This window comes from Shewanella rhizosphaerae (assembly GCF_019457655.1).
GTDB classification, from domain to species: Bacteria; Pseudomonadota; Gammaproteobacteria; order Enterobacterales; family Shewanellaceae; genus Shewanella; species Shewanella loihica.
In genome coordinates this window covers 559,046-583,558 of record NZ_CP080420.1, presented here as the reverse complement: position 1 = coordinate 583,558, position 24,513 = coordinate 559,046, and the positions used below count along the sequence as shown (strand labels likewise).

11 protein-coding genes are annotated in these 24,513 nt (G+C 56.5%); 9 read left to right on the top strand and 2 right to left on the bottom strand.

What is annotated here, in order from left to right; genetic code table 11:
• Positions 1-138: 138 nt before the first annotated feature.
• Entirely contained in the window at positions 139-453 is a 315-nt protein-coding gene (metJ, locus tag K0I63_RS02630) for a met regulon transcriptional regulator MetJ (protein ID WP_011864325.1), read from the top strand.
• Between the two features lie 78 nt (positions 454-531).
• A complete protein-coding gene (locus tag K0I63_RS02625) occupies positions 532-1,272 on the top strand; it encodes a sulfite exporter TauE/SafE family protein (RefSeq protein ID WP_220082439.1) in 741 nt (246 codons plus the stop codon).
• A gap of 62 nt (positions 1,273-1,334) precedes the next feature.
• Here the strand turns inward: K0I63_RS02625 and K0I63_RS02620 are convergent, their stop codons facing one another.
• On the bottom strand, positions 1,335-2,531 hold the full coding sequence (locus tag K0I63_RS02620; RefSeq protein WP_220082438.1) for a conjugal transfer protein TraF: 1,197 nt from the start codon (positions 2,529-2,531) through the stop codon (positions 1,335-1,337).
• Between the two features lie 512 nt (positions 2,532-3,043).
• On the opposite strand from K0I63_RS02620, the gene K0I63_RS02615 reads away from it, so the two are divergent.
• From K0I63_RS02615 to K0I63_RS02580, 7 genes are all read left to right on the top strand, one after another.
• Positions 3,044-3,373 (top strand): c-type cytochrome, encoded by a 330-nt coding sequence (locus tag K0I63_RS02615; RefSeq protein ID WP_220045201.1) that lies wholly within the window; start codon positions 3,044-3,046, stop codon positions 3,371-3,373.
• A gap of 64 nt (positions 3,374-3,437) precedes the next feature.
• Positions 3,438-5,150, top strand: coding sequence for a DUF3373 domain-containing protein (locus K0I63_RS02610; RefSeq protein ID WP_220082437.1), 1,713 nt, complete (start codon positions 3,438-3,440; stop codon positions 5,148-5,150).
• 44 nt (positions 5,151-5,194) lie between these two features.
• Positions 5,195-6,601 carry a tetrathionate reductase family octaheme c-type cytochrome gene (locus K0I63_RS02605; protein ID WP_186300546.1) on the top strand — a complete coding sequence of 469 codons (1,407 nt, stop codon included), beginning with the start codon at positions 5,195-5,197 and terminating at the stop codon, positions 6,599-6,601.
• 266 nt (positions 6,602-6,867) lie between these two features.
• Positions 6,868-8,535: an ABC transporter transmembrane domain-containing protein gene (locus K0I63_RS02600; RefSeq protein WP_220082436.1), complete on the top strand. Its 1,668-nt coding sequence runs from the start codon at positions 6,868-6,870 to the stop codon at positions 8,533-8,535.
• The gene (locus tag K0I63_RS02595) at positions 8,532-10,631 is read left to right on the top strand and encodes a peptidase domain-containing ABC transporter (protein WP_220082435.1); all 2,100 of its coding nucleotides are present in this window, start codon (positions 8,532-8,534) and stop codon (positions 10,629-10,631) included. The genes K0I63_RS02600 and K0I63_RS02595 overlap by 4 nt, the downstream gene beginning before the upstream one ends.
• On the top strand, positions 10,624-11,949 hold the full coding sequence (locus K0I63_RS02590; RefSeq protein WP_011864317.1) for an HlyD family type I secretion periplasmic adaptor subunit: 1,326 nt from the start codon (positions 10,624-10,626) through the stop codon (positions 11,947-11,949). The genes K0I63_RS02595 and K0I63_RS02590 overlap by 8 nt, the downstream gene beginning before the upstream one ends.
• A gap of 805 nt (positions 11,950-12,754) precedes the next feature.
• Positions 12,755-23,812, top strand: coding sequence for a VCBS domain-containing protein (locus K0I63_RS02580; RefSeq protein ID WP_491573757.1), 11,058 nt, complete (start codon positions 12,755-12,757; stop codon positions 23,810-23,812).
• A gap of 52 nt (positions 23,813-23,864) precedes the next feature.
• Here K0I63_RS02580 and K0I63_RS02575 read toward each other — a convergent pair whose 3' ends face one another.
• Positions 23,865-24,290, bottom strand: coding sequence for a hypothetical protein (locus K0I63_RS02575; RefSeq protein ID WP_220082432.1), 426 nt, complete (start codon positions 24,288-24,290; stop codon positions 23,865-23,867).
• Between the last annotated feature and the right edge of the window lie 223 nt (positions 24,291-24,513).

Here is a 24,513-nt window from a genome sequence, read left to right as displayed (position 1 = left end):
GTCAACAACTTTTGGACGTTTAGACGTCCAAACATTTAGAAATCTATTTGCATTTGCCAAAAATTCGAGGCAATAATTTGACTGTAATTTGTAAGGGTTTAAAATCTGCACCGAATTTTAGAATTTACAGGTGAGTCAATGACTGAGTGGAATGGCGATTATATCAGCCCCTATGCTGAACATGGTAAGAAGAATGAGCAGGTAAAGAAGATCACTGTCTCTATTCCTCTTAAGGTGCTTAAGGTGTTAACCGACGAGCGCACCCGGCGCCAGGTCAACAACTTGCGTCACGCCACTAACAGCGAGCTGCTGTGCGAGGCTTTCCTGCACGCCTACACCGGTCAACCACTCCCCCAAGACGATGACCTGTCTAAAGACAAGCCAGATAGCATCCCAGCCGAAGTCAAACGTCTGATGACCGAGATGGGCATAGAGTGGGAAGAGATGGAGTAATCCACTCACACACGAATCGATAGAGGGATCGCTAGGCGGTCCCTCTTTTAGTTTTCAACCTTAGCCTGGAACATTGCAGTGCCTGCACTTCCGCTCGATCCTCATATTCTGGCGCTAGCCTCGCTTATCGTCTTCGTCGGCGCCCTCACCCAGAGCCTGATCGGTTTCGGCATGGCGGTCGTCGCCGCGCCCCTGCTCTACCTTATCGAGCCATCTCTGGTGCCTGCGCCCGTGATCCTGATGGGCTTCTCTATCGCCCTTCTAACCCTGATCCGTGAGCGTGGCGCCCTGGAATTCAACGGCCTGCAATATGCCTTACTGGGACGCATCCCCGGCGGACTGATCGGCGCCGGCCTGCTCATGGTCGCGCCCCAGGACGTGCTCGGCATGACCATCGCCATCATCGTTGCCATCGCCGTACTGCTGAGCCTGATGCGGCTCAACCTGGTGGTCAACCGCCGCAGCCTGTTTATCGCCGGCGTGATCTCGGGGATCTTTGGCAACATCGCCGCTATCGGCGGACCGCCGCTGGCCATACTGCTCTCGGGTAAAGATGCCAAGCAGTTTCGCGCGGCCCTGTCGGCCTTCTTCATCTTCAGCTCCACCATCGCCATAGTGATCCTAGGGCTTACGGGTCTACTGACCCTGCATCACTTCTACTGCTCGGCGCTGCTGCTCCCCTCTGTGCTGCTGGGTTACCTGATGGCCAATCGCCTGGTGGGACGCATAGACAAGAATAGGACCCGCATCATGACGCTGGTGCTCTGTAGCCTGAGCGCCATCTTGCTGGCCGCCAAGTCCTTAAGTGCCCTGCTCTAACACCTAGGCTCAAGAGAAGGCCGGCATCATAGCCGGCCTTATTGTTTCTAAAAAACCTATCTCTAGAAATGATAGGAGGTCTGAATCACCCCGCCCACGGCGTCATCTGTGCCCACCAGGCCGGTGAGATCCAGATTAAAGGAGCGGCCTATGGTAAAGCCTGTACCCAAGGTATAGAGGTTGCTACTGGTATCTTTCATATCGTGGCGATAGCCGACACGCAGGGCCAGCCAATCGGTCGCCCTCATCTCGCCGCCCAAACGCCAATACTGGGTCTCTCCTATCTCATCGAATCGCTTATGACCATTAAGATCCACATCTGTCGTCAGGCTGAAGTTATCCCAATCATAGGCCACACCTAAGGTATAGAGAGCCTCGACACGGTAGATAAACTTGCGCCCCATCGCCTCGACGGTGTCCAGCTTCTGGCTCACCAGGTTACGTCCCGACAGGCCTATGGTCATGCGTTCGAGTGGCTGAATGGCCACGCCGATATCCAGGTTTGCCACGGTATCGTCGTTGCGGTATTTGTTGTCGTCGAAATCATCGGCGTCAAAGTTGTTGGCGCTGACCACATAGTTATAGGTGTCGATACGCTGAAGCTTGGGCGAGATACCCACGGCGACCGGCATATTGACGATCGACAGCGGGAAGCTAAGGGCCACACCAAGATCTGAGATGGCACCGGCCACCACGGCCCCCTGTGAATCCAGATCGGTAACCGCAGGCGGATTGTTAGGGTCAAGATTGGTCAGGGCGTCTATGTCGCTGTCCTCGATCACCGCCACGCTCACCGCATCGATATAGGTCTTGTAAAAGATCGACATAGGCATGCGCTTGGTCGGTAAAACCACGGAAAAACCTAGCCCCACGCTGCCATAGGCATTTTCACCATCGAGGGACTTGAGATCGGCGACCAGCATGTCGCGGTAATTGGTGATCCCAGTGACGTCGCTGGCATTGATGGCCGCCTCCAGACCGTCATAGGAGGCCTGCAGGGCGTCGAACTTATCGGTCAGGTTATCGATATTGGCTGCCTCGGCGCCCAGCACGGGCAACATCACCGCGCCGCCGGAATACTTGGGGGCATGAATGGCTAACAGGGCGGGATTGATAAAGGCGGCACCTTCGCGGTTAGAGGCCGCGACCCCGGTTCCGCCCATGGCATCACTACGGGCCTCGTTGTAGAGGGAGGCGGCAGATACCAATGAGGCACTACCAGACAATAACACTGCGATGACCAAGCTAAGGTATTTCATCTCATTCACCCCGTTCATTATTTTTGTTCTCGCTCAGGAATCTACCCGAGTCGTCTTTAAAGATAGACTAAGACGGCTAAAAAGTGCTCTCAAAACAGCTCGATCAGACACTTTTTTTTAAATCATTTCGCCGCCCCTTCCCATTGCCAGAGAAACCTGCCGATTCGGTTCGCCACTCAGCCCGTTAAAACAGGCCCATTTGCAATACAAAAACAAGCAAAAATACCTATTTAGAGAGAGCTGAAATAATAAAGTGTGATCTAACTAGGTAGTTTCTCCCCGAGAGCAAGATCACAAGATAGCAAAACCTTAAAAACAAAAATCATTAAATTTCATTGCATTACACCTTGTTCATTAGATTTTTATCCATGATATTTTTATCAATTAGATTTTTTTCATGAAGGTGATCAACATCAAATTTACAACTACCCCCTTTTGGTAAATTTTCCAACAAGAAACAAGCATTTTGTTTCAGGTTAATAAATCGCTCAGAGTAGCGGTTAAGGAAAATGATGATGAAAAACGTTGCCAAAATAGCTACATGCTTACTCCTCGCCTTCACCGTAGGCGGACAAGTCTACGCCGTCGACGGTGGTAACCCTAAGAAAGGGAAACATCTTTATAAAAAAGAGTGCAAAGCCTGCCACAGCAAGGGCGATGCCGCCGGTGAACTCACGCCCATGAGCAAGACCATGAGCCAGTGGGATCGCTTCTTCAAGCGCGACATGCACAGCGCCCAACCAGACGTATTTAAAAAGCTCTCCGACAAAGAACGCCTTGATATCCAGCAGTTCTTATACGACCACGCGGCCGACTCAGATCAGCCACAGACTTGCGGTTAACCACAGATTTCGTAATCGAAGCGCTCATTCACCGCTCCCGATGAGCGCCTAAGGAGAGATTCACATGCGTACTCTACTGTCTATATTGATCGCTAACGCTCTGGCTATGTCAGGCTCAGTCTATGCCGCCGATAGCGATGCGCAAAAAATAGCCGAACTTAAACAACAACTTGCCGATCTCACCGAAGAGATCGATCAGATCAACAGCCGCGTCGATAAGAACGAGCGCCACACCGCTCTCGACCGATTAGAGATCACTGGCGATTTCCGTACCAAGGCCCATTCATTGCACTACCAAAATGTCACCTGGAACCCTGCAATCAAGGTGGACTTCAACGATTTTGGTGCTAAAGCCATGTCTGGTGCCTTTGGTATGCCTAACGATCCCAACTCCCCCCTGGGACAGATGATGGCGGCCAATCCGGATCTTGCCGCCGCCTTCCAGAGCGGCATGCTACAAGGCGTGATGCCTTACGTGCTGGCCCCCAAGACCACCCAAGATATCAACAACGACATCTTCTATACCACGCGTCTGCGACTCAACCTCAAGGCCAAGGTATGGGATAACGTCAGCTTCGCCGGCCGTCTCAGCATGTACAAAAACTGGGGCGACTCCACAGGTGTTCAAGTCTTCGACTCATGGCGCTCCTTCACCATGGACGGCACCAACAGTGGTAACACCAGCGGCGACTGGCTCAGGGTAGAACGCGCCTACTTCGACTGGAAGAACATAGGTGGCAGCAACACCTACCTCTCTATCGGTCGTCGTCCATCTACCTATGGCCCACCAACCCAATATCGTGAAAACGAGAAACGCGGCGGTACACCATCGGGTCACCTAGTTAACTTCAACTTCGATGGTCTAACTCTGGGTTACAAGCTGGGTGAGATCACCGGCATCGAAGGTCAGGTAGTGCGCTTCTGTTACGGCCAGGGCTTCGAGTCACAGTGGGGCAATGGTGAGATGTTTGGCGATATCGTCACCAAAGACACCCACCTAGGCGGCTTTAACATAGATGCCATCAACGACGGTAACCACTTCCTGCAATTCACCCTGTTTGGCGCCAAAGATATCAACGATGGCTTCAAGGGCACCATGGCCTTCCCAACACAGCTAGCGGGAATCTTTGCCCCCACCATGTATCAGGACATGCAGAAGTTCAGCAACTTCAACTTCCAGACCCGAGTACAGCCTAGCGGCGTGATCGGCGACATGTACCTGGGCGGCATCGGCTACGCCTACGAGAGCGATGAAGACTTCAAGGCCTTCGCCTCTTTCGGTTGGACCCGCGCCGAAGGCAACGGTAATGCCGGTATGTTTGGTGGCATGCTCAGCGATGCGGTATTCGAAGCACAGCTCAATGCCGACGGCAGCGAGATCATCATGATGCCAAGCGCCGCCGATGAGAACGACACCAAAGATGGTTACGGTATCTATGTGGGTATTCAGATCCCAGCGCCTTACGGCAAGTTCGGCCTCGAGTATAACTATGGTTCCAAGTACTGGACCCCATTTACTCAGGCACAAGACGATCCTATCGGCAGCAAGCTGGCTACCCGTGGTCATGTGGCCGAGGCCTACTATATGTTTGATATCAACCCAAGAATGTTTATCAAACTCGCTGGTCTCTACTACGACTACGAATATACCGGCAGTGGCACTCCGGTGGGCGCCCCACAAAAAGTGGATGATGTGATCGCTGGCTCTGCCTTCTCCATGTTGCCAGTAGTCGATACCGCCTATGACATCAATGCCTCACTCGTCGTCAACTTCTAACTAAGCTATCTCCCCCGGCCTAGGCCGGGGGTAGGGAACAGACAATGAAACACACACATTCTCTCACGGCGATGTTTGCTGCAGGGATCTTCGGCTTGGCCAGCCTCAATGCCATCGCCGAAAACCCGCATAAGGAAGCCATTCAGGGACCCTTTACCCAGGGCTCTCAGGTGACCGAGCAGTGCATCGAATGCCATGAAGATCACGCCAAAGACTTTATGAAGTCGTCTCACTGGACCTGGGAGCTAGAACAGAAGCTGCCCGGACGCACGGTAAAACGGGGTAAGAAGAACGCCATCAACAACTTCTGTACTTCTATCGCCGGTAACGAGCCTAGATGTACCAGCTGTCACGCAGGCTATGGCTGGAAAGACAACAACTTCGACTTTAGCGACATGACCAAGGTCGACTGCCTGGTGTGTCACGACACCACAGGTACCTATGTCAAAGACCCTGCCGGTGCCGGCGAGGCCCTGGCTAAGGTCAACCTGGAACGTGTGGCACAAAATGTCGGCATGCCGGTACGTGACAACTGTGGCTCTTGCCACTTCTACGGTGGCGGCGGCGACGCGGTGAAGCATGGGGATCTCGACTCCTCCATGGCCTATCCCGACAAGGCCACCGACGTACACATGGACAGCGATGGCAATGACTTCCAGTGCCAGACCTGTCATACCACCCAGCAACACCAGATCACTGGTAATGCCATGGGCGTATCGCCAGGCGGTGAGAACGATATCGGCTGTGAAAACTGCCACGATAGCGCGCCACATGCCAACAAGCGCCTCAACACCCATACGGCCAGCGTCGCCTGTCAGACCTGCCATATTCCTTTCTTCGCCCGTAACGAACCGACCAAGATGAGCTGGGACTGGTCTACCGCTGGTAGCGATCAAGAGGAAACCGTGGACGAGTATGGCAAGCACACCTTCATGAAGAAGAAAGGCAGCTTCGTCTGGGGCAAGATGGTCAAGCCTGAATACGCCTGGTACAACGGCAAGGCAGATGCCTACATGGTGGGTGACAAGATGGATCCATCCAAGGTCACTAAGCTGACTTCGCCACTGGGTGATATCACAGACAAGACCGCCAAGATCTACCCATTCAAGGTGCATCGCGGCAAGCAGATCTACGACAAGAAGCAGAACATCTTCGTCACCGCCAAGGTCTATGGCAAGGGCGGTTACTGGAAAGAGTTCGACTGGGATAAGGCCGCCAAACTTGGCATGGAGGCTAACCAGGCACTGGCCCAGCAAGGCATCAAGTACAGTGGTGAGCATGGCTTTGCCGAAACCGAGATGTGGTGGCGCATCAACCACATGGTTTCGCCAAAAGATCAGGCGCTCAAGTGTAACGACTGCCACAACAAGGGCACACGTTTAGATTGGCAAGCCTTAGGTTACGAAGGCGACCCAATGAAGAACAAGAAAGGCGCTAAACACGCCAAGTAAATTGTAATCCCCTTTCGTCATCTCCCTGCAGCAAAGAGGTCTGGTCTACCAGGCCTCTTTTTTTTGCCCATCGCACTCACCCATCAGGCTACCAATCCGCCAGGCAGCCAATCCGCTCAAAATAATGACGAGGCAAGCTTTGCAGCTAAATCAAAAGTATAGAAATTTGTCTTATATCTAACCCTTGTCTTAGCTGCTAGCTTTAGTCCTAGCAACATTGAACTACACTCTTGTTTAATCACCAATTATTCCAAGGGACGGCATAGATGGTTAAAACCTTTCGTTTGCTCGCACAGAATCAGTCGTTCAACGAACTGCTCCTCACCTCTGTGTTTATCAATCTGCTTTCACTCGCCCTGCCTTTCACCATGTTACAGATCTACGATCGTATCTTGCCCAACGAGGCACACGGGACGGCAACGGTTCTTGTGATTGGAGTCGCTATCGCCATCCTGTTGGAGCTGATACTCAGGTACGCCCGTAGCTGGCTGCTGGGCGCCTCGGCAGCCAACTATGAGCTGCATACCATCACCCGGGTTGTGAAGCGTCTCATCAATGCCGATTACCACCACATAGAGAATCTCGGCGCGGGCAAAATCTCCCACGGCATCCACAGCATAGCGGCCATGCGCGACATCTACTCCGGCCAGGCGGCCGTGGCGATGATGGATTTCCCCTTCGTGATCATCTTCCTCGCCCTGGTGGCCTACATTGGCGGGCCGCTGGTGTTTATCCCACTGATCGTCTGGCTGATCGCCGGCGTGAGAGTATGGCAGCTGGGGCAGAAACTCTCTCTCGCCACCAAGGAGCTAAGCCTGAGCCAGGATGAGCGCACCCGCCTCTTGATGCTGGTGCTCTCAGGCCTCACTACCACCAAGGCGATGGCCCTCGAGTCCCGCATGACCTATGCCTATAAGAAGATCAATCATCAGCGCCTCGCCCAGCAGGAGGAGGTCGACTGGTTGTCGGCGAAACTACAGGAGCTGATCCAGGGCACCGCCCAGGCCACCACCTTGTGCCTGGTGATGATAGGTTGTTTCGAGGTGCTCAACGGTAACCTGACCACGGGGGGCTTGGCGGCCTGCTCCATCCTGGCCGGGCGCGCCGTCGCCCCCTTAAGCGCCATCGGCAGCCTGAGGGCCAAATATGTCAGCGCCAAGGAGGCGATGGATCAGGTCAATGCTTTGATCGCGACGCCACAGGAGACCTTTAACGGTCAGACCCGATATCAACAAAAACTGCCCCTAGGCCCCATCGACTTCGAGAGCGTCAGCGCCGAGAAGACCAGCGCCCGGCTCGACAACATCAGCCTCACCATACCCGCAGGCAGCATAGCTACCGTTACCTCCAACCCCATGACCCATGCCAGCCTGCTACTGAGCACCATAGGCGCCTATCACCAGCTGGATAGCGGGCAGATTGCCATTGCGGGTGTGCCGCAGCAGGATCACGACGGCTTCGAGTACCGTCAATCCATCTGCTATGTTCCCCCCTGGGCCAGCCTCTTCAGCGGCTCCATCTTGGATAACATGACGCTATTTCGCCGCGAGCGTGAGGCCAGCGCCATGCTGATCGCCGACCAACTCGGCCTATCGGCCACCCTGGCGCAGCTGTCGGCGGGTTATCAGACTCAGGTAGGCAGCAATGAGAATCAGGTGCTTAACAAGGGGGCTATCAAGCTGATCGCCCTGGTGCGGGCCCTGGCGCAGTCCCCCTCCATCCTGCTGCTGGATGAGCCCATGGTTTCACTGGATGCCGACTCCCAGGCCCGCCTGCTGCAGGTGTTAGCCGAGCGGCGCGGGCAGATGACGGTTGTCATCGCCTCCTATTTCGATGAGGTCGCGGCGCTGAGCGACATGCAGATCGCACTCGGCGAGCACGGCGAGCTGGCCGGTCAAGCTCAAGGCCAAGGTAAAGGAGGAGCGCGCACATGAGTCAGCACCTGGATCCGATACATCTACCCAAGTCGCTGCTGATCGCCCTGTTCCATCAGCTGGGCCTTAGCGTGCAGGCCAGCAATATAGACAGGAGCGATCTCCGCGACAGGCTCACCCATCTCGAAGCCTATATCCTGCTGAAGAAGCATCATGTGGGCATCAAGGTGCAGGCACTGGATGCTAACCTCCTGGTCCACAGCGTCTACCCCTTCATCTTGCTGCCTCAAGATGGCGAGCCTATGGTGGCGCGGCGCAGCAACCACAGTTTTCAATACTTAAGCCAAGATAATCAATGGCTCACACTCGACAAGCTGCCGGGCGCCGGCCATGTTTTTCTGGTGGAGAGCCTGCCAGCCCAGAGCCGAAGCAGCAGCGTGTTCGCCTCCCATCTCGCCAAGCTCAGGCCCTGGTATCGCCCCATCTTCTGGCTGAGTCTGCTATCCAGCCTGAGTGGCCTCGCCATTCCCCTCTTTACCATGGCGGTGTACGACAGAGTCATCGGCGGCCAGGCGCCGCAGATCCTGCCCAGCATTGCCTTGGGTGCGGCCCTTGCCTTGGGAATTTTTGTCGCCAGTCGGCTGCTTAGGGCACAGGCACTGGCCAATGTCAGCAATCGCTTCGCCAGGGATCTTTCCGGCATCACCTTCAACCGCCTGCTGAGCATGCCCCTTAGTCTGCTCTCTCGCGTCGGCCTCTCCAGCCATATCGCCAGGATGCGCAACGCCGAGAAGGTACGCAGCCTGGTGGCCGGCCCTGGCGGCGCCGGTCTCATCGATCTGCCCTTTACCCTCATCGCTCTGGTCGCCATCACTCTGTTGAGTGGTGTTTTGGTGCTGGTGCCGCTATGCATGTTGCTGCTCTTCTATCTGGTGATGAAGGCGCTGGACAAATTTACCCAGGCCGCCGCGCCCACCATCAGCGGCGAATATCAGAACAGCCTGAACGAGCTCTCGACTCACCTGCTACCACTTAAGAGCGCCGGCGAGAGTGGCGCCTGGTACGAGCAATTTATGCGCCGTGCCCGGGAACATTGCCGGCAGAACTTTCTCTACAGTAAACGCGCGGGGCTCAACGCGGCGGTGGCCCATGCCATGGGGCTGTTGACCGCCCTAGCCACAGTGTTTACCGGCATCTTCCTGGTGCTCAACCAGAGCATTACCCCGGGGGCCCTGATCGCCTGCGTCATGTTGATCTGGCGGATCACAGGCCCGGCGCAGCTGGCCTTTGCCTCGCGGCAGAAGTTTACCCTGCTCAAGGGCGCCGTCGATCAATTCGACCGTTTCATGGGCGTCACCACAGAGTTCAATGAACTCAGGCTCGACTCGCCAAATCTCAACCAGACACCGGCGATCTCCTTTAAGCATGTGACCTTGAGATACAGCGCCGACAGCGAGCCCGCCCTCTCCGGAGTCACCCTCGACATCGAAGCCGGCGAGACGGTGGCCATCATAGGCCCCAACGGCAGCGGCAAGACCTCGCTGCTGCTCACCGCCATCGGAGTTATCGAGCCCCAGGCCGGCTTCGTCACCGTCAACGGCAAAAACCTGAAACAGTTCGACCCTGAGATCTTCCGTCAGTGGGCCGCCTACAGCCCTACCAACAGCGAGATCTTACCCGGCACCCTGGCGGAAAACCTGCGCCTGGCCAAGCCAGAGGCCAGCGACGAAGAGCTCAAGCAGGCCCTCACGGATGCCGGCGGCGCCTCGCTGCTGCAGGCGCTGAAACAAGACATAGATGCCAACCTCTTCTCCCGCGGCACCAGCATGTTCTCGGCGGTGGAGAGCAGCTATATCAGCCTGGCAAGGGCCCTGTTGAAAGGCTCTCCCCTGCTGGTGATGGATGAGCCGATAGCCAATCGCAATCCCTTTGCCAGACAGGCCTTTATCCAGACCCTCAGGCGCCTCAAGGGCAAGACCACCATCCTATTCACCACTCACGATCAGGCGCTGATTCAACAGGCCGACAAGGTGGTGATCCTCGACAAGGGCACAGTGGTCTACGCAGGGCCTCTGCCTAACCAAGACGGCCTTACGACACAAGGTGCAACCAACCAGGACTCAACCCCCAGCATGGAGGCCTCACAAAATGAATGACAGCCAACTCACTCAGCGTTCATGGCCTGAACACGAATTTACCGAGGCCGTCGAGGCGCCCGCCGAGAAGCGCGCCATTCGCCGCATCACCTTCTTTATCGCCACGGCCGTCTTCATTCTGCTGATCTGGTCTATCTTCACCAACATAGAGGAGATCGCCAAGGCCAAGGGCCAGGTGGTGCCTCTGGGTCACAGGCAGGTGATCCAGAGCCAGACTGGCGGCACACTGGCATCGATCGCCGTCGCCGAGGGAGATCTGGTCCAGAAGGGCGACCTTATCGCTAACTTTGTCGCCACCGACAGCCAGGCGTTGAAGGAGGAGCTACAAAGCAAGCAGGCCAACCTGGAGCTGAAGATAGAGAGATACACCGCCTTCCTCGAGGAGCGCGAGCCTGATTTTAATGCCTATCAGCTCGGCTTCCCCGCCCTGGTGGCTCAGCACATCAACGCCCTGGCACGTATGAATCAGGAGAAGCAGGCGATCATCGCCCTGTCCGAATCTGACGTGGCAAAGTCTGAGGCTGAGCTGGCCAGTGTCGAGCAGGAGATCACCCCGCTTAAGGATCAGATCCGCTCGGTAGAACAGACCCTCAAGATGATGAACTCAGTTAAGGAGCAGCAGGCAGTTTCTAAGCTTAGAATGTTGGAGTCACAACAGAAGCTCGACGCCTATATCCGTGAGCTCAAGGTGCTGGAGGGGCGTCGCAGCGTGCTGCAACGCAACATAGACAATCAAGAGAAACAGCTGGCCCAGAAGCAGGCGAGCCTCTTCAACGAGGTGGGCGAGAAACGCACCGACGCCCAGGCCGAACTGCTGGGCATAGTTGCCCGGCTCAAATCCTCTGACTCCCTGGTGCAGCAGAACCGGGTCACCTCACCTGTAGATGGCATCATTCAATCTATCCCCAACAACTCGGCGGGTAGCGTGATCCAGCCAGGTGGTACCGTGGCGGTAATCGTCCCTACCACACCCACTGCGCTGCTGGAGGCCAAGCTGTCCCCAAGAGACATAGGCTTCGTCACCGTAGGGCAGAAGGCCCGCATCAAGATAGATGCCTTCGACTACAGCCGCTACGGCGCCATCGATGGGCTGGTGAAGAAGATCTCCCCCAGCACGGACGCCGACGAGAAAGGAGGCGTCTTCTACAAGGTACAGATCGCCATCGACAAACCCTACTTCGGTGACCAACCCGACAAGCTGGCGTTGATCCCCGGCATGACGGGAGAAGCCGACATAGTGACAGGCGACAAGACTGTCTTCCAGTACCTGTGGAAGCCCGTCTTTACCAATGTGACCGAAGCCTTTGGTGAACGTTAGGAGAACACCATGAGCCAAGATAAGCGCCCCAACACGCCACCTCAGGACGAGTCTAATCAGGCTACTAATCAGGCGAAGCCGCAAACCAATTCGCAGCCGGCGAGCGAGCCGGAGCAGTTAACAGAGGCTCAGCGACGTGAGCGCGAGGCGAAACGTCTCGCCAGGGCGCAGGATAAGGCGGTCCAAAAGCTCAAGGCCGAAGAGTATCGCGATGGCAAGACGACGAGCCGCTTCAATCAAGATCTGGTGGCAGATAAGCCTTGGCACACGGCCGCCGGCGCAGGCGCAGAGCCAGAGTCAAAGTCAGAGCAACTAGACGCAGATCTGGCAAATAGTGCAGATCAGGGCCCAATGGCTCAGGGAGAGCAAGCACCAAGCTCAACAGAATTAGACGATAAGATAGCGTCAGCGGCTCAGTCACATAAAAGTCAGTCTCAAGAGGTTCAGCCACAAGAAGCCCTGATACAAGAAACTCAAACGCCAGAAGCACAAGCAAATGCGGCGCAGGTGCAAAACAAGTTGGCCCACCGCGCAGTGCAGACCACGGGCATAGAGGAGGTTAGCGGCTTCGAAAAAGGCACAGCCCAGACCCCAAACCTGACGCCTCTTGCTCACGCCCTCACCTCAGGCGGCACGCCGCCCGCCTTTCAGGTGACCCTGACGAGCAGCGAGACACCTGCTCACAAGCCACCACAGCCGAGCACTGGCTCGACACAGCAGCCGAGCACACAGCAAACAGGCACTCAGCCCCCAACAACTGACCGCCCCACTACCGACCCTCAGGTCTCGCTGACAGGAACGAGTACTGGCACTGGCACTGGCACTGGCACTGACACTGGCACTGGCACTGGCACTGGCACTGGCACTGGCACTGGCACTGGCACTGGCACTGGCACTGGCACTGGCACTGGCACTGGCACTGGCACTGGCACTGGCACTGGCACTGGCACTGGCACTGGCACTGGCACTGGCACTGGCACTGGCACTGGCACTGGCACTGGCACTGGCACTGGCACTGGCACTGGCACTGGCACTGGCACTGGCACTGGCACTGGCACTGGCACTGGCACTGGCACTGGCACTGGCACTGGCACTGGCACTGGCACTGGCACTGGCACTGGCACACACTGGCACTGGCACTGGCACTGGCACTGGCACTGGCACTGGCACTGGCACTGGCACTGGCACTGGCACTGGCACTGGCACTGGCACTGGCACTGGCACTGGCACTGGCACTGGCACTGGCACTGGCACTGGCACTGGCACTGGCACTGGCACTGGCACTGGCACTGGCACTGGCACTGGCACTGGCACTGGCACTGGCACTGGCACTGGCACTGGCACTGGCACTGGCACTGGCACTGGCACTGGCACTGGCACTGGCACTGGCACTGGCACTGGCACTGGCACTGGCACTGGCACTGGCACTGGCACTGGCACTGGCACTGGCACTGGCACTGGCACTGGCACTGGCACTGGCACTGGCACTGGCACTGGCACTGGCACTGGCACTGGCACTGGCACTGGCACTGGCACTGGCACTGGCACTGGCACTGGCACTGGCACTGGCACTGGCACTGGCACTGGCACTGGCACTGGCACTGGCACTGGCACTGGCACTGGCACTGGCACTGGCACTGGCACTGGCACTGGCACTGGCACTGGCACTGGCACTGGCACTGGCACTGGCACTGGCACTGGCACTGGCACTGGCACTGGCACTGGCACTGGCACTGGCACTGGCACTGGCACTGGCACTGGCACTGGCACTGGCACTGGCACTGGCACTGGCACTGGCACTGGCACTGGCACGCATGAAAATCCGTTACATATTGATAGTCAACAAGATTTTCAAACGATTAAAGAAAATAGTGTTATCGATACGGTATCGGGCAAACTCGCAGCCAGCGGCGACACTAAGGACGCCGTCACCTGGTCGGTGGAGACCAGCAAGGGACAATATGGCGATCTCGTGCTCAATCCAAGCACGGGTGAGTGGCACTATCATCTCAACAACTTCGATGCCAAGACCAATGCCCTGTTCGAAGGCGAGCACCACAATGAAACCTTTACCATTACGGCCACAGACAATCTGGGCAACAGAGTCAGCAGCGTCATACGCGTCTCCGTCGAGGGCAGTAACGATCTGCCGGTGATCTCCGGCGTTCATCACGCCAGTCTCAACGAATTGGGCTCGGTTGATCGGGTGTCGGGGCAATTGATCGCTACGGATCCGGACACGGGTGACAGCATTCATTGGGCCGTGCCCCACTCATCCGGCGTCTATGGCGAACTGGTTATCGACCCAGATACAGGTGTCTGGCAGTATCGGCTCGATAATAGCTCGCCCAACACCCTGGCCCTTCATGCGGGCCAGGTGGCCACTGAGACCTTCAGAGTCACGGCAACCGACAGCTCGGGACAACCCGTCAGCCAGATAGTGACAATAGCAGTTCACGGCGCAGATCAGCGAGCCATCATCCATGGCATGGCCAGCGGCTCGGTGACAGAAGACAGAGACCTAGTGGCCGGGCAGCTACAGACATCGGGGCAACTGACGGTTATCGATCCCGATGGCGGCGATGCTCACTTCATTGCCACCACACTCCAAGGGCAATACGGCACTCTGACTATTAACGATCTCGGCCACTGGACTTACACCGCCGACAACTCTCAAACCGCCATTCAGGGGCTCAAGTCTGGTGAGTCACTCACAGAGACTCTGTTTGTTCACAGTGTCGATGGCACAGCGCAGAAGGTGACAGTGACCATAAACGGCACAGACGACAGGGCGGTAATTGGCGCCGCCAAGGGAGCCGTGACCGAAGACAAAGACCTCTACCAGGGACAACTGAGAGTCGATGGTACGCTGACGGTCACCGATGCGGACAGTGGTCAAACTCAGTTCCAAGCAACCTCACTACAAGGCCAATTTGGTACCTTGTCGATTGACTCAAATGGCCACTGGAGCTACACGGCCGACAACGCTCAAACCGCCATTCAGGGGCTCAAATCCGGCGAGTCGCTCACCGAAACTCTTTATGTACACTCAATCGATGGTACAGAGCAGAAGGTCACCGTCACCATTAATGGCACAGACGACAGGGCTGTGATTGGCGGCGCTTCAACCGGGTCGGTTACCGAAGACAAAGACCTCTATCAGGGGCAGCTAAGGGTCGATGGCGCACTCACGGTCACCGACGCTGATCATGGTGAGGCGCAATTTGTCGCCACCAGCCTGCAGGGACAATACGGCACCCTCACCATTAACGACCTCGGCCACTGGACCTACAAAGCAGACAACTCCCAGGCCGCCATTCAGGGGCTGAAATCCGGCGAGTCCCTCACCGAGACCCTGTTTGTTCACTCAATTGATGGCAGTGAGCAGAAGGTCACGGTCACCATCAATGGCACCGACGATAAAGCTGTGATTGGCGGCGCTTCAACCGGGGCGGTTACCGAAGATAGAGACCTCTATCAGGGGCTGCTCAGGATCGATGGCGCGCTCACGGTGAGCGATGCCGACAGCGGCCAAAACCAGTTCATCGCCACCAGCCTGCGGGGGCAATACGGCACTCTGACTATTAACGATCTCGGCCACTGGACTTACACAGCCGACAACTCACAGGCCGCCATTCAGGGGCTCAAGTCCGGCGAATCCCTTACCGAGACTCTGCTTGTTCACAGCATTGACGGCAGCGAGCAGAACGTGACCGTCACCATCAATGGCACAGACGATAAGGCTGTGATTGGCGGCGCCGCATCAGCCAGCGTGACCGAGGACAGAGATCTCTATCAAGGCCAACTAAGAGTCGATGGCGCGCTGACGGTCACCGATGCCGATCATGGCGAGGCGCAATTTGTCGCCACCAGCCTACAGGGCCAATACGGCACCCTCAGCATCAACGATCTCGGTCACTGGACCTATACGGCCGACAACTCTCAAACCGCCATTCAGGGACTCAAGTCCGGCGAGTCACTCACCGAGACCCTGCTTGTTCACAGCGTCGATGGCACTGAGCAGAAAGTCACGGTAACCATCAATGGCACAGACGACAGGGCTGTGATTGGCGGAACAGCCACGGGGACTGTTAATGAGGACAGAGACCTCTACCAAGGCCAACTTAGGGTCGATGGCGCGCTGACGGTCACCGACGCCGATCATGGCGAGGCGCAATTTGTTGCCACCACGCTTCAGGGTCAGTACGGCACTCTGACTATTAACGATCTCGGCCACTGGACCTACACGGCCGACAATTCTCAAACCGCTATTCAGGAACTAAAATCCGGCGAGTCGCTGACTGAAACCCTGTTTGTTCACAGCGTTGACGGCAGCGAGCAGAAGGTGACCGTCACCATCAATGGCACGGACGACAAGGCGGTCATTGGTGGCGCTTCAACCGGGGCGGTTACCGAAGACAGAGACCTCTACCAGGGACAGCTGAGGGTGGACGGCGCGCTGACGGTGACCGATGCCGACAGTGGCCAAAACCAGTTCATTGCCACCAGCCTGCAAGGTCAGTACGGCACCCTCACCATTAACGACCTCGGCCACTGGACCTACAAAGCAGACAACTCCCAGGCCGCCATTCAGGGGCTAAAGTCCGGTGAGTCGCTCACAGAAACCCTGTTTGTTCACAGCATCGATGGCACAGAGCAGAAGGTGACCGTCACCATTAATGGTACCGACGATAAAGCTGTGATTGGCGGCCCTTCAACCGGGGCGGTTACCGAAGATAGAGACCTCTATCAGGGGCTGCTCAGGATCGATGGCGCGCTCACAGTGAGCGATGCCGACAGCGGCCAAAACCAGTTCATCGCCACCAGCCTGCGGGGGCAATACGGCACTCTGACTATTAACGATCTCGGCCACTGGACTTACACAGCCGACAACTCACAGGCCGCAATACAAGGGCTCAAATCTGTTGAGTCGCTGACTGAGACCCTGTTTGTTCACAGCATTGACGGCAGCGAGCAGAAGGTGACTGTCACCATCAATGGCACGGACGATAAGGCTGTGATTGGCGGCGCGGCATCAGCCAGCGTGACCGAGGACAGAGACCTCTATCAAGGACAACTGAGAGTCGATGGTGCACTGACGGTAACCGATGCCGATCATGGTGAGGCGCAATTTGTCGCCACCAGCCTGCAAGGCCAATACGGCACTCTGACTATTAACGACCTCGGCCACTGGACCTACACGGCCGATAACTCCCAAGCCTCCATTCAGGGACTCAAGTCCGGCGAATCACTCACCGAGACCCTGCTTGTTCACAGCATCGATGGCACAGAGCAGAAAGTCACGGTAACCATCAATGGAACAGACGACAGGGCTGTGATTGGCGGCACGGCCACGGGAACTGTAACTGAGGACAAAGATCTCTACCAGGGACAACTCAGGGTCGATGGTGCGCTGACGGTCACCGATGCCGACAGCGGGCAAAACCAGTTCATCGCCACCAGCCTGCAAGGCCAATACGGCACCCTGACCATCAACGATCTCGGCCACTGGAGTTACACAGCCGACAACTCCCAGCCCGCGATACAAGGGCTCAAGTCTGGTGAGTCCCTCACAGAAACCCTGTTTGTTCACAGCGTCGATGGCACAGAACAGAAAGTCACAGTTACCATCAATGGCACGGACGACAGGGCGGTGATTGGCGGTACCGCAACAGCCAGCGTGACTGAAGATAGAGACCTCTACCAGGGACAGCTAAGGGTGGACGGTGCGCTGACGGTCACCGACGCTGATAGCGGCCAAAACCAGTTCATTGCCACTAGCCTCCAAGGTCAGTACGGCACCCTGACTATTAACGATCTCGGCCACTGGACTTACACAGCCGACAACGCCCAAGCCGCGATTCAGGAGCTAAAGTCCAGCGAGTCACTCACAGAGACTCTGTTTGTTCACAGCATTGATGGCACAGAGCAGAAGGTCACAGTCAGCATAAATGGCACGGACGATAAGGCGGTGATTGGCGGCGCTTCAACGGGGGCGGTTACCGAAGACAGAGACCTCTATCAGGGTCAGCTCAGGGTCGATGGCGCGCTGACGGTGACCGATGCCGATAGTGGTCAAAACCAATTTGTTGCCACCAGTTTGCAGGGCCAATACGGCACACTGACCATCAACGATCTCGGCCACTGGACTTACACTGCAGATAACTCACAAACTGCGATACAGGGGCTCAAGTCCGGCGAGTCACTCACCGAGACCCTGTTTGTTCATAGCATCGACGGCAGCGAACATAAAGTCACAGTCAGCATAAATGGTACTGACGACAAGGCGATCATTGTTGGCACGTCAACGGGCACAGTGACCGAAGACAGAGACCTCTATCAAGGGCAACTGAGAGTGGACGGTGCGCTGACGGTGACCGATGCCGACAGCGGCCAAAACCAGTTCATCGCCACCAGCCTACAGGGCCAATACGGCACCCTTACCATCAACGATCTCGGTCACTGGACCTACAGCACCGATAATTCTCAAACTGCCATTCAGGGGCTCAAATCAGGCGAGTCACTCACCGAAACGCTGCTTGTTCACAGTGTCGATGGCACCGAAACTCCGGTAACTATCACTATTCAGGGAACCGATGATAAAGCCATAATTGGCGGCGTAGATACCGCCGACGTGCATGAAAATCATAGCTACCAAGACAATGGCAACGACTACACCGACCGCTCACCCGATCACAGTCATGGCAATATCGCTAAGCTATGGAACGATACCATTCACATCGACGGCAAACTCACTATCATAGATGCCGATAACAATGAGGCCTCATTCAATACCCAACAGGGCAAGCCCTACACAGGCCAATACGGTCAAGTTATTATGCAGCAAGATGGCAGCTGGTCCTATTACGTCTCAGCAGGTGCCGATACAGTAGGCCGTAAGATAGATCAGCTTGGCGAAGGGCAGAGTTTCACCGATACCATCACAGTCTACGCCAAAGACGGTACATCCCATGATATTGTCATCACGATTCATGGTGACAATGATCGCCCTTACTGCTCCTCGGAAGTGTTATTACATTCGGGGCGAGAAGATACGACGCAGGTATTAACCCAGAGCCAATTGCTACAAAATACCGTCGATGTCGATGCCAATGACCTAGGTCGACTCACGATCGAAAATCTGCGTGCAGACCACGGTTCGATTGCCGCGAACCCCGACGGCAGCTTCAGCTTCACGCCGGAGAAAGACTACAACGGCGCGGTACACTTTACCTATGACGTCAAAGATGCTCACGGCGGAGTGACTCACACAGGCGCCAGCACCACACTGGCGGCGGTCAATGACGCGCCGGATGTGTCGCCGTTCGAAGAGCATATAACGGAAGGCGAACCCCAACTACGCGCGATAGATCTGCTTCAAGGAGCCACCGACAAGGAAGGCGATAGCTTATCCATCAGCCACCTCAGCATCAGCGTCGATGGCCAGCCAACCTCGAGCCAACTCCCGGCGGGCGTAACACTGGCGCCGGATGGCCACAGCCTAGTGGTCGATGCCACAGATCCCGCCTTCGAGCACCTTGCCAAGGGACAAAACCAGGCGATCACCCTCTCCTATCGGGTCGAGGATGGCCACGGCGGCAGCACAGAGCAGACGGCCAAACTGATCATACAAGGCACAGATGATAAGGCATCCCTGGTTTCTAACGTGATCCAGATGACGGAGACACAAGCGATCGATAGCCAGAAGGTCACCTACCGGGGCCATCTACAGCTGTTCGACCCCGACAGCGGCGACCAAACAGACTTTATGTTTAGTGGGAAATACATAGGTCAAGGCATGGAACCAGGCCACCTTACCATCTGGCCTGGTGGTAAATATGAATTCGATTTAGATGCGGCCTTAAATCACCATGCAGATGATCTTGTCGGCAGTCTGCATAGCGGCGAGTCGATGGAAATTCCCTATGAGATAAAAACCAGTGACGGCCAGCGCCTCACCATCATGGTCAAGATCATCGGCGAAGATAACCAGGCGCGCATCGAAGTCGGTAAGTATTCGAGTCTGAATAACCATGCCTATGAAGATCATCTCAGTCCAGGCAATACGCCGAATCAGATCTGGAGTGGCGGCAACCTCACTGTGATCGATCCAGACCATGACCAGGCGGGCTTTATCCCACAAAGCATCAACACACCTGAAGGGGGGCATTTCCAAATCAATGCTTCCGGACGCTGGTCATACACTATCGACAACGCTAATGTGCAGCACTTAGGTTCTAATGAGTCATTCAATAAGACCTTTACCGTCACCTCCATCGACGGCAGTGCCAGCCAAACCATCAGCGTGACTGTGCATGGCACCAACGATAAGCCGGTGATCAGCTCTGCCGTCCGTCTCGGCGACGGCCAGGAAGATACCCAGATGCGGCTCACCCCGGCGCAGCTGCTGGCCCACGCCAAGGATGTCGACGACAACGACGCCGGCCAACTCACGGTCGCCAATCTCCAGGCCGATCATGGAACTATCACCACCAACCCCGACGGCAGCTTCACCTTCACCCCTGAGAAGGACTACAACGGCGCGGTACACTTTACCTATGACGTCAAAGATGCTCACGGCGGAGTGACTCACACAGGCGCCAGCACCACACTGGCGGCGGTGAGTGACCAGGCCCAGGTCTCGGGGGATACCCAGGGCGAGCTTGTCGAAGATCAACATCAGGACGCCCACAACCAGATAGCCATCTCGGGCCAGCTCAATGTGCAGGATCCCGACGCGGGACAGGCGGCCTTCCAAGCAGGCACGGCGACACAAGTGGACGATCCCTTCGGCGGCAGTCTGCATATCGGCGCCGACGGCAGCTGGACCTACGACGTCGACAACGCCAGGCTACAACAGCTGAGCGAACATCAGGAGGTCTTGGTTACCCACAGAGTCTATACCTTAGACGGCACGGCGCAGGATATCGTCATCAAGATAACCGGCACCAACGATGCTCCCAAGCTAGGTGTGGTGCAGCTCTCCAGCACCACTGGGCATCTCACGGTACAAGACCCCGACAGCCAAGACAGCCACAGCTTCTCGGTTGCCCAGCAAACGGGACAATTTGGTACCCTGGTTGTCGACCCGGACACAGGCGCCTACAGCTACCGCCTCAATCAGAGCGTCGCCGGCATGCATTATGACAAGGCCAGCGGTCAGTACCAAGGCACAGACACCTTCGAGGTGCAGGTCAGTGACAACCATGGCGGCAGCGAGACCAAATTTATCAGCTTCGATGCAAGGGTTAGCCTCACCATGCCAACCGGCACAGGCCTGCAACCCCAATTGCATGCCACAGTCACCAGCCCATCACAGCTGGTGGACACTAAACCCCAGCAGACACCAACACAGACCATAGGCAACGCCATCACCCTAGTACTGAGTCATAGCAGCGATACCGGAGTCTCCGACAGCGACGGGATCACCCATGACACCCACCCTGTGGTCGAGGGGCAGACCGACATTCCCTTCTCCTTGGTCACCCTATATGAGCAAGGCAACAAGCTCACCAGTGTGTTAAGTGATGCTCAGGGACACTACAGCGTTGCACTCAGCGGCCTTAGCGAAGGCGTGCACCAGCTCACTGCCACTGCCCAGGCCCCCGGCAGTCAACAAACTGTGCAGGCCACACCGCTCGCGCTCACACTCGACACCCAGACAGACATAGCCGTACATAGCGCCTCACTGAATGGCCATGGCGAGTTGGTGGTGCAGGTCTACCTGCCCAAGGATAGCGAGCTGACTCAGCTGGTGATCAGCAGCAGTGGCGGCGGTCAGCCCCTGGTGATCGACCCTCAACACCACGATGCCATTGGTGGCAGCGTGAGTCATCCCGATCATCAGTATATTAATTTCGAGCATATCGACCTCTCATCGCTGCCCGATGGCGAGCTCACCATCAGCGTGCGCGGGCAAGACGTAGCGGGCAATCAGGCCTCGGCCAGCAGCAGCCAATTTAACGGCTTACCGCTCAGCCTCAACACCAATATACCGCCCCTCACCTTGGCGCTGACCCATGATACCGGCCAGTCCAGCAGTGATGGCATCACCACAGACGCCAGCCTGACCATAGGTGGCCAGCTCGCCGGCATGCGGGTGGAATATTCGATCGACGGCGGTCAGCATTGGCAGTCGCAATTTACGCCGGTGCAGGGCCACAACCAACTGTGGGTGCGTCAGACCGACGCCTTCGGCCACGCATCGCCCCACACCCAACTCGACTTTGAGCTGGATAATCAGGCGCCGCTCCCCCAGATACGACTCGACGCCATCACGCCAGATAATCTGGTCAATGCCGCCGAGGCGGGCAGAAGCATAGCGGTCACGGGCAGCGTCAACAGCGAGGTGCCCGCCGGTACGCCAATCACCCTGGCCATAGGGCAACAGACCTATCAGGGACAGGTGGACAGCCAGGGGCATTTCAGCGTGCAGGTGCCCGGTAGTGCACTGGCCGGCGCCCATGAGATCAATGCCTCACTGATCACCACAGATCTTGCCGGCAACCAGGGAAGCGCCACGGAGAGCCATCAATACCGGGTCGATACCCAGGCCAGCATAGACATGAACCCCATCGCCGGCGACAACATGCTACAAGCCGGCGAGCAGCATCAAGCTCTCACCATCAGCGGCACGGTCACTAATGTCGAAGAGGGGCAGAGGGTGACCGTCTCCATCGGTGGGCAGCAATACCATGCCAACGTGCATAACGGTTGCTGGAGCACTCAGCTGAGCGCCGCCGAGGTCGATGCCTTGCCGGGCGGCAGCCTGGAGATCAAGGCCATGGTCAGCGATCTGGCGGGTAACCACGCCCAGATGAGCAGCCCCCTGTATGTGGTCGACCACGCCAACCCGATCCCCAGCATGAGTTTTCTCACGCCGCCTACACCGACGGGGACTGGCGCCATAGGCTCCCACATCTCGGGCGATCTCATTGCGCCGCCGCTACTGCAACAGCTTACCCCCAATGCTCCCACCAAGGGCGCCTGGGCAATCGATGACGGTCATGGTCACCCCACCCTGAGCCTCAGGGGTCAGTACGGCACACTCACCATAGATCCAGATACCGGCCATGTGGATTATGTCTATAACCAGGCACCGACACCTGGCGATAAGGCTGCCGGCGGCACCCACTGGGCGGGGGAAACCACCTCGGAAACCCATCACGATATCTTTCATATCCTCTATCACGACAGCCACTCCTCCAATGTGGATGTGGAAGTAAATTTGGATATCACCTATGTTCACGGCCACAGTGGTCACAACCAACTATCGACCCAGTTGGTAGATATGACGGTCACCCCTGTCACCACTAGCCCTGCCCCGCCGCCACCGCCGCCTGAGCTGCACGATACTCCCCAATGGGATGGCGACCAAGATGCGATCGATGATGCCCAAGTAATTGTCATCCCGATGGACGAAGGTAAGGAAGAGGATAAGCATGCTGCAGACCTGGATGACAAGCCAGTGCATAGCCAGCCCCATGAGTTGGCGGCACGTGGCACCGAACCCTCTCATACAGAGGCAGACGGCCGCCCACTGGCGGCTGCGGCGCTCGCCCCCGTGGACCACTATCTGCAGATGGTGGGGCTTAGTCAGCATGATTTGGCTCAAGTCGAGAGTCACACTAAGCCTCAGCCAGATCTGGAGACGCCGCTGATGGCCACGGAGCACTTCGACGCAGACGATCTCACCCTGACTCAGGCGGATCAGTTCGACAACCCGCTGCTGGAGGAGCATGAGAAAGAGAAGCCTCATCCATCGCTTGTGGATATCGACGATCCCAGAGACGATCAGCATGCCAGTGCCCATCACGACGACCTGCTACACAACGCCTTAAATGATATGCACAACCAGTTTTAAGGCATAAGAAAGGCCCGCTCGCGGGCCTTTGCATTTAACCTAAGCTTAGTCGCTAAGATTGAGACAGGCTCTTCAGGCCGCTGGTGTCTACCCCCTTTAGCGCCTCGCGCTCCATCGCCTTCTTCTCTTCCCAGGCGTTATGTTTCTTCTGCTCGTCGAGTTTCTGCTGCTCCAGATTCAGCCTCACCTGGCGCTGAATCGCTTCCTGCTCAGACTCGCATTGCTTGAAGCCGTCGGACCATCCCTGAGCATACTGCTTATCGGCGTCGAACTTGGCGACATCCTTCTTGAACTGATCGAACAGGCTGCCGCCCGCCTTATTGCCACTATGGCATCCATCGTCGTAACCATCGGCATAGGCGACCGGATATCCTTGGTCTATCATGATGTCTCTCTGGCTGGCACAAGCCGACAGCAAGAATGACGTAGCCACCAGCAAAGGCACAATCCCCAATTTGATTAACTGCTTCTCTTCCATCACTTGACCCCTTTTTCATTTGACAGAAGCGAAACACTAACACACACATCCGACCAGAAATCCGCAGCAATCGCACACTTTTTGAATGATTAGCAATAATTAATGTTGAGATCTCTTGACCCAATGTCGACCAAGAGTGTGACAACTTGTCTCACCCGCTTTAGCCAAATGGCCCATTTTGCCTCGGTTTTACCGATAAAAGCCTACAAAAAACATGGCATTA

Coding starts and splice junctions, on each gene's coding strand:
- K0I63_RS02620 (WP_220082438.1), bottom strand. CDS start 2,531: ATGAAATACCTTAGCTTGGTCATCGCAGTGTTATTGTCTGGTAGTGCC.
- K0I63_RS02575 (WP_220082432.1), bottom strand. CDS start 24,290: ATGGAAGAGAAGCAGTTAATCAAATTGGGGATTGTGCCTTTGCTGGTG.
- K0I63_RS02615 (WP_220045201.1), top strand. CDS start 3,044: ATGATGAAAAACGTTGCCAAAATAGCTACATGCTTACTCCTCGCCTTC.
- K0I63_RS02605 (WP_186300546.1), top strand. CDS start 5,195: ATGAAACACACACATTCTCTCACGGCGATGTTTGCTGCAGGGATCTTC.
- K0I63_RS02600 (WP_220082436.1), top strand. CDS start 6,868: ATGGTTAAAACCTTTCGTTTGCTCGCACAGAATCAGTCGTTCAACGAA.
- K0I63_RS02595 (WP_220082435.1), top strand. CDS start 8,532: ATGAGTCAGCACCTGGATCCGATACATCTACCCAAGTCGCTGCTGATC.
- metJ (WP_011864325.1), top strand. CDS start 139: ATGACTGAGTGGAATGGCGATTATATCAGCCCCTATGCTGAACATGGT.
- K0I63_RS02610 (WP_220082437.1), top strand. CDS start 3,438: ATGCGTACTCTACTGTCTATATTGATCGCTAACGCTCTGGCTATGTCA.
- K0I63_RS02590 (WP_011864317.1), top strand. CDS start 10,624: ATGAATGACAGCCAACTCACTCAGCGTTCATGGCCTGAACACGAATTT.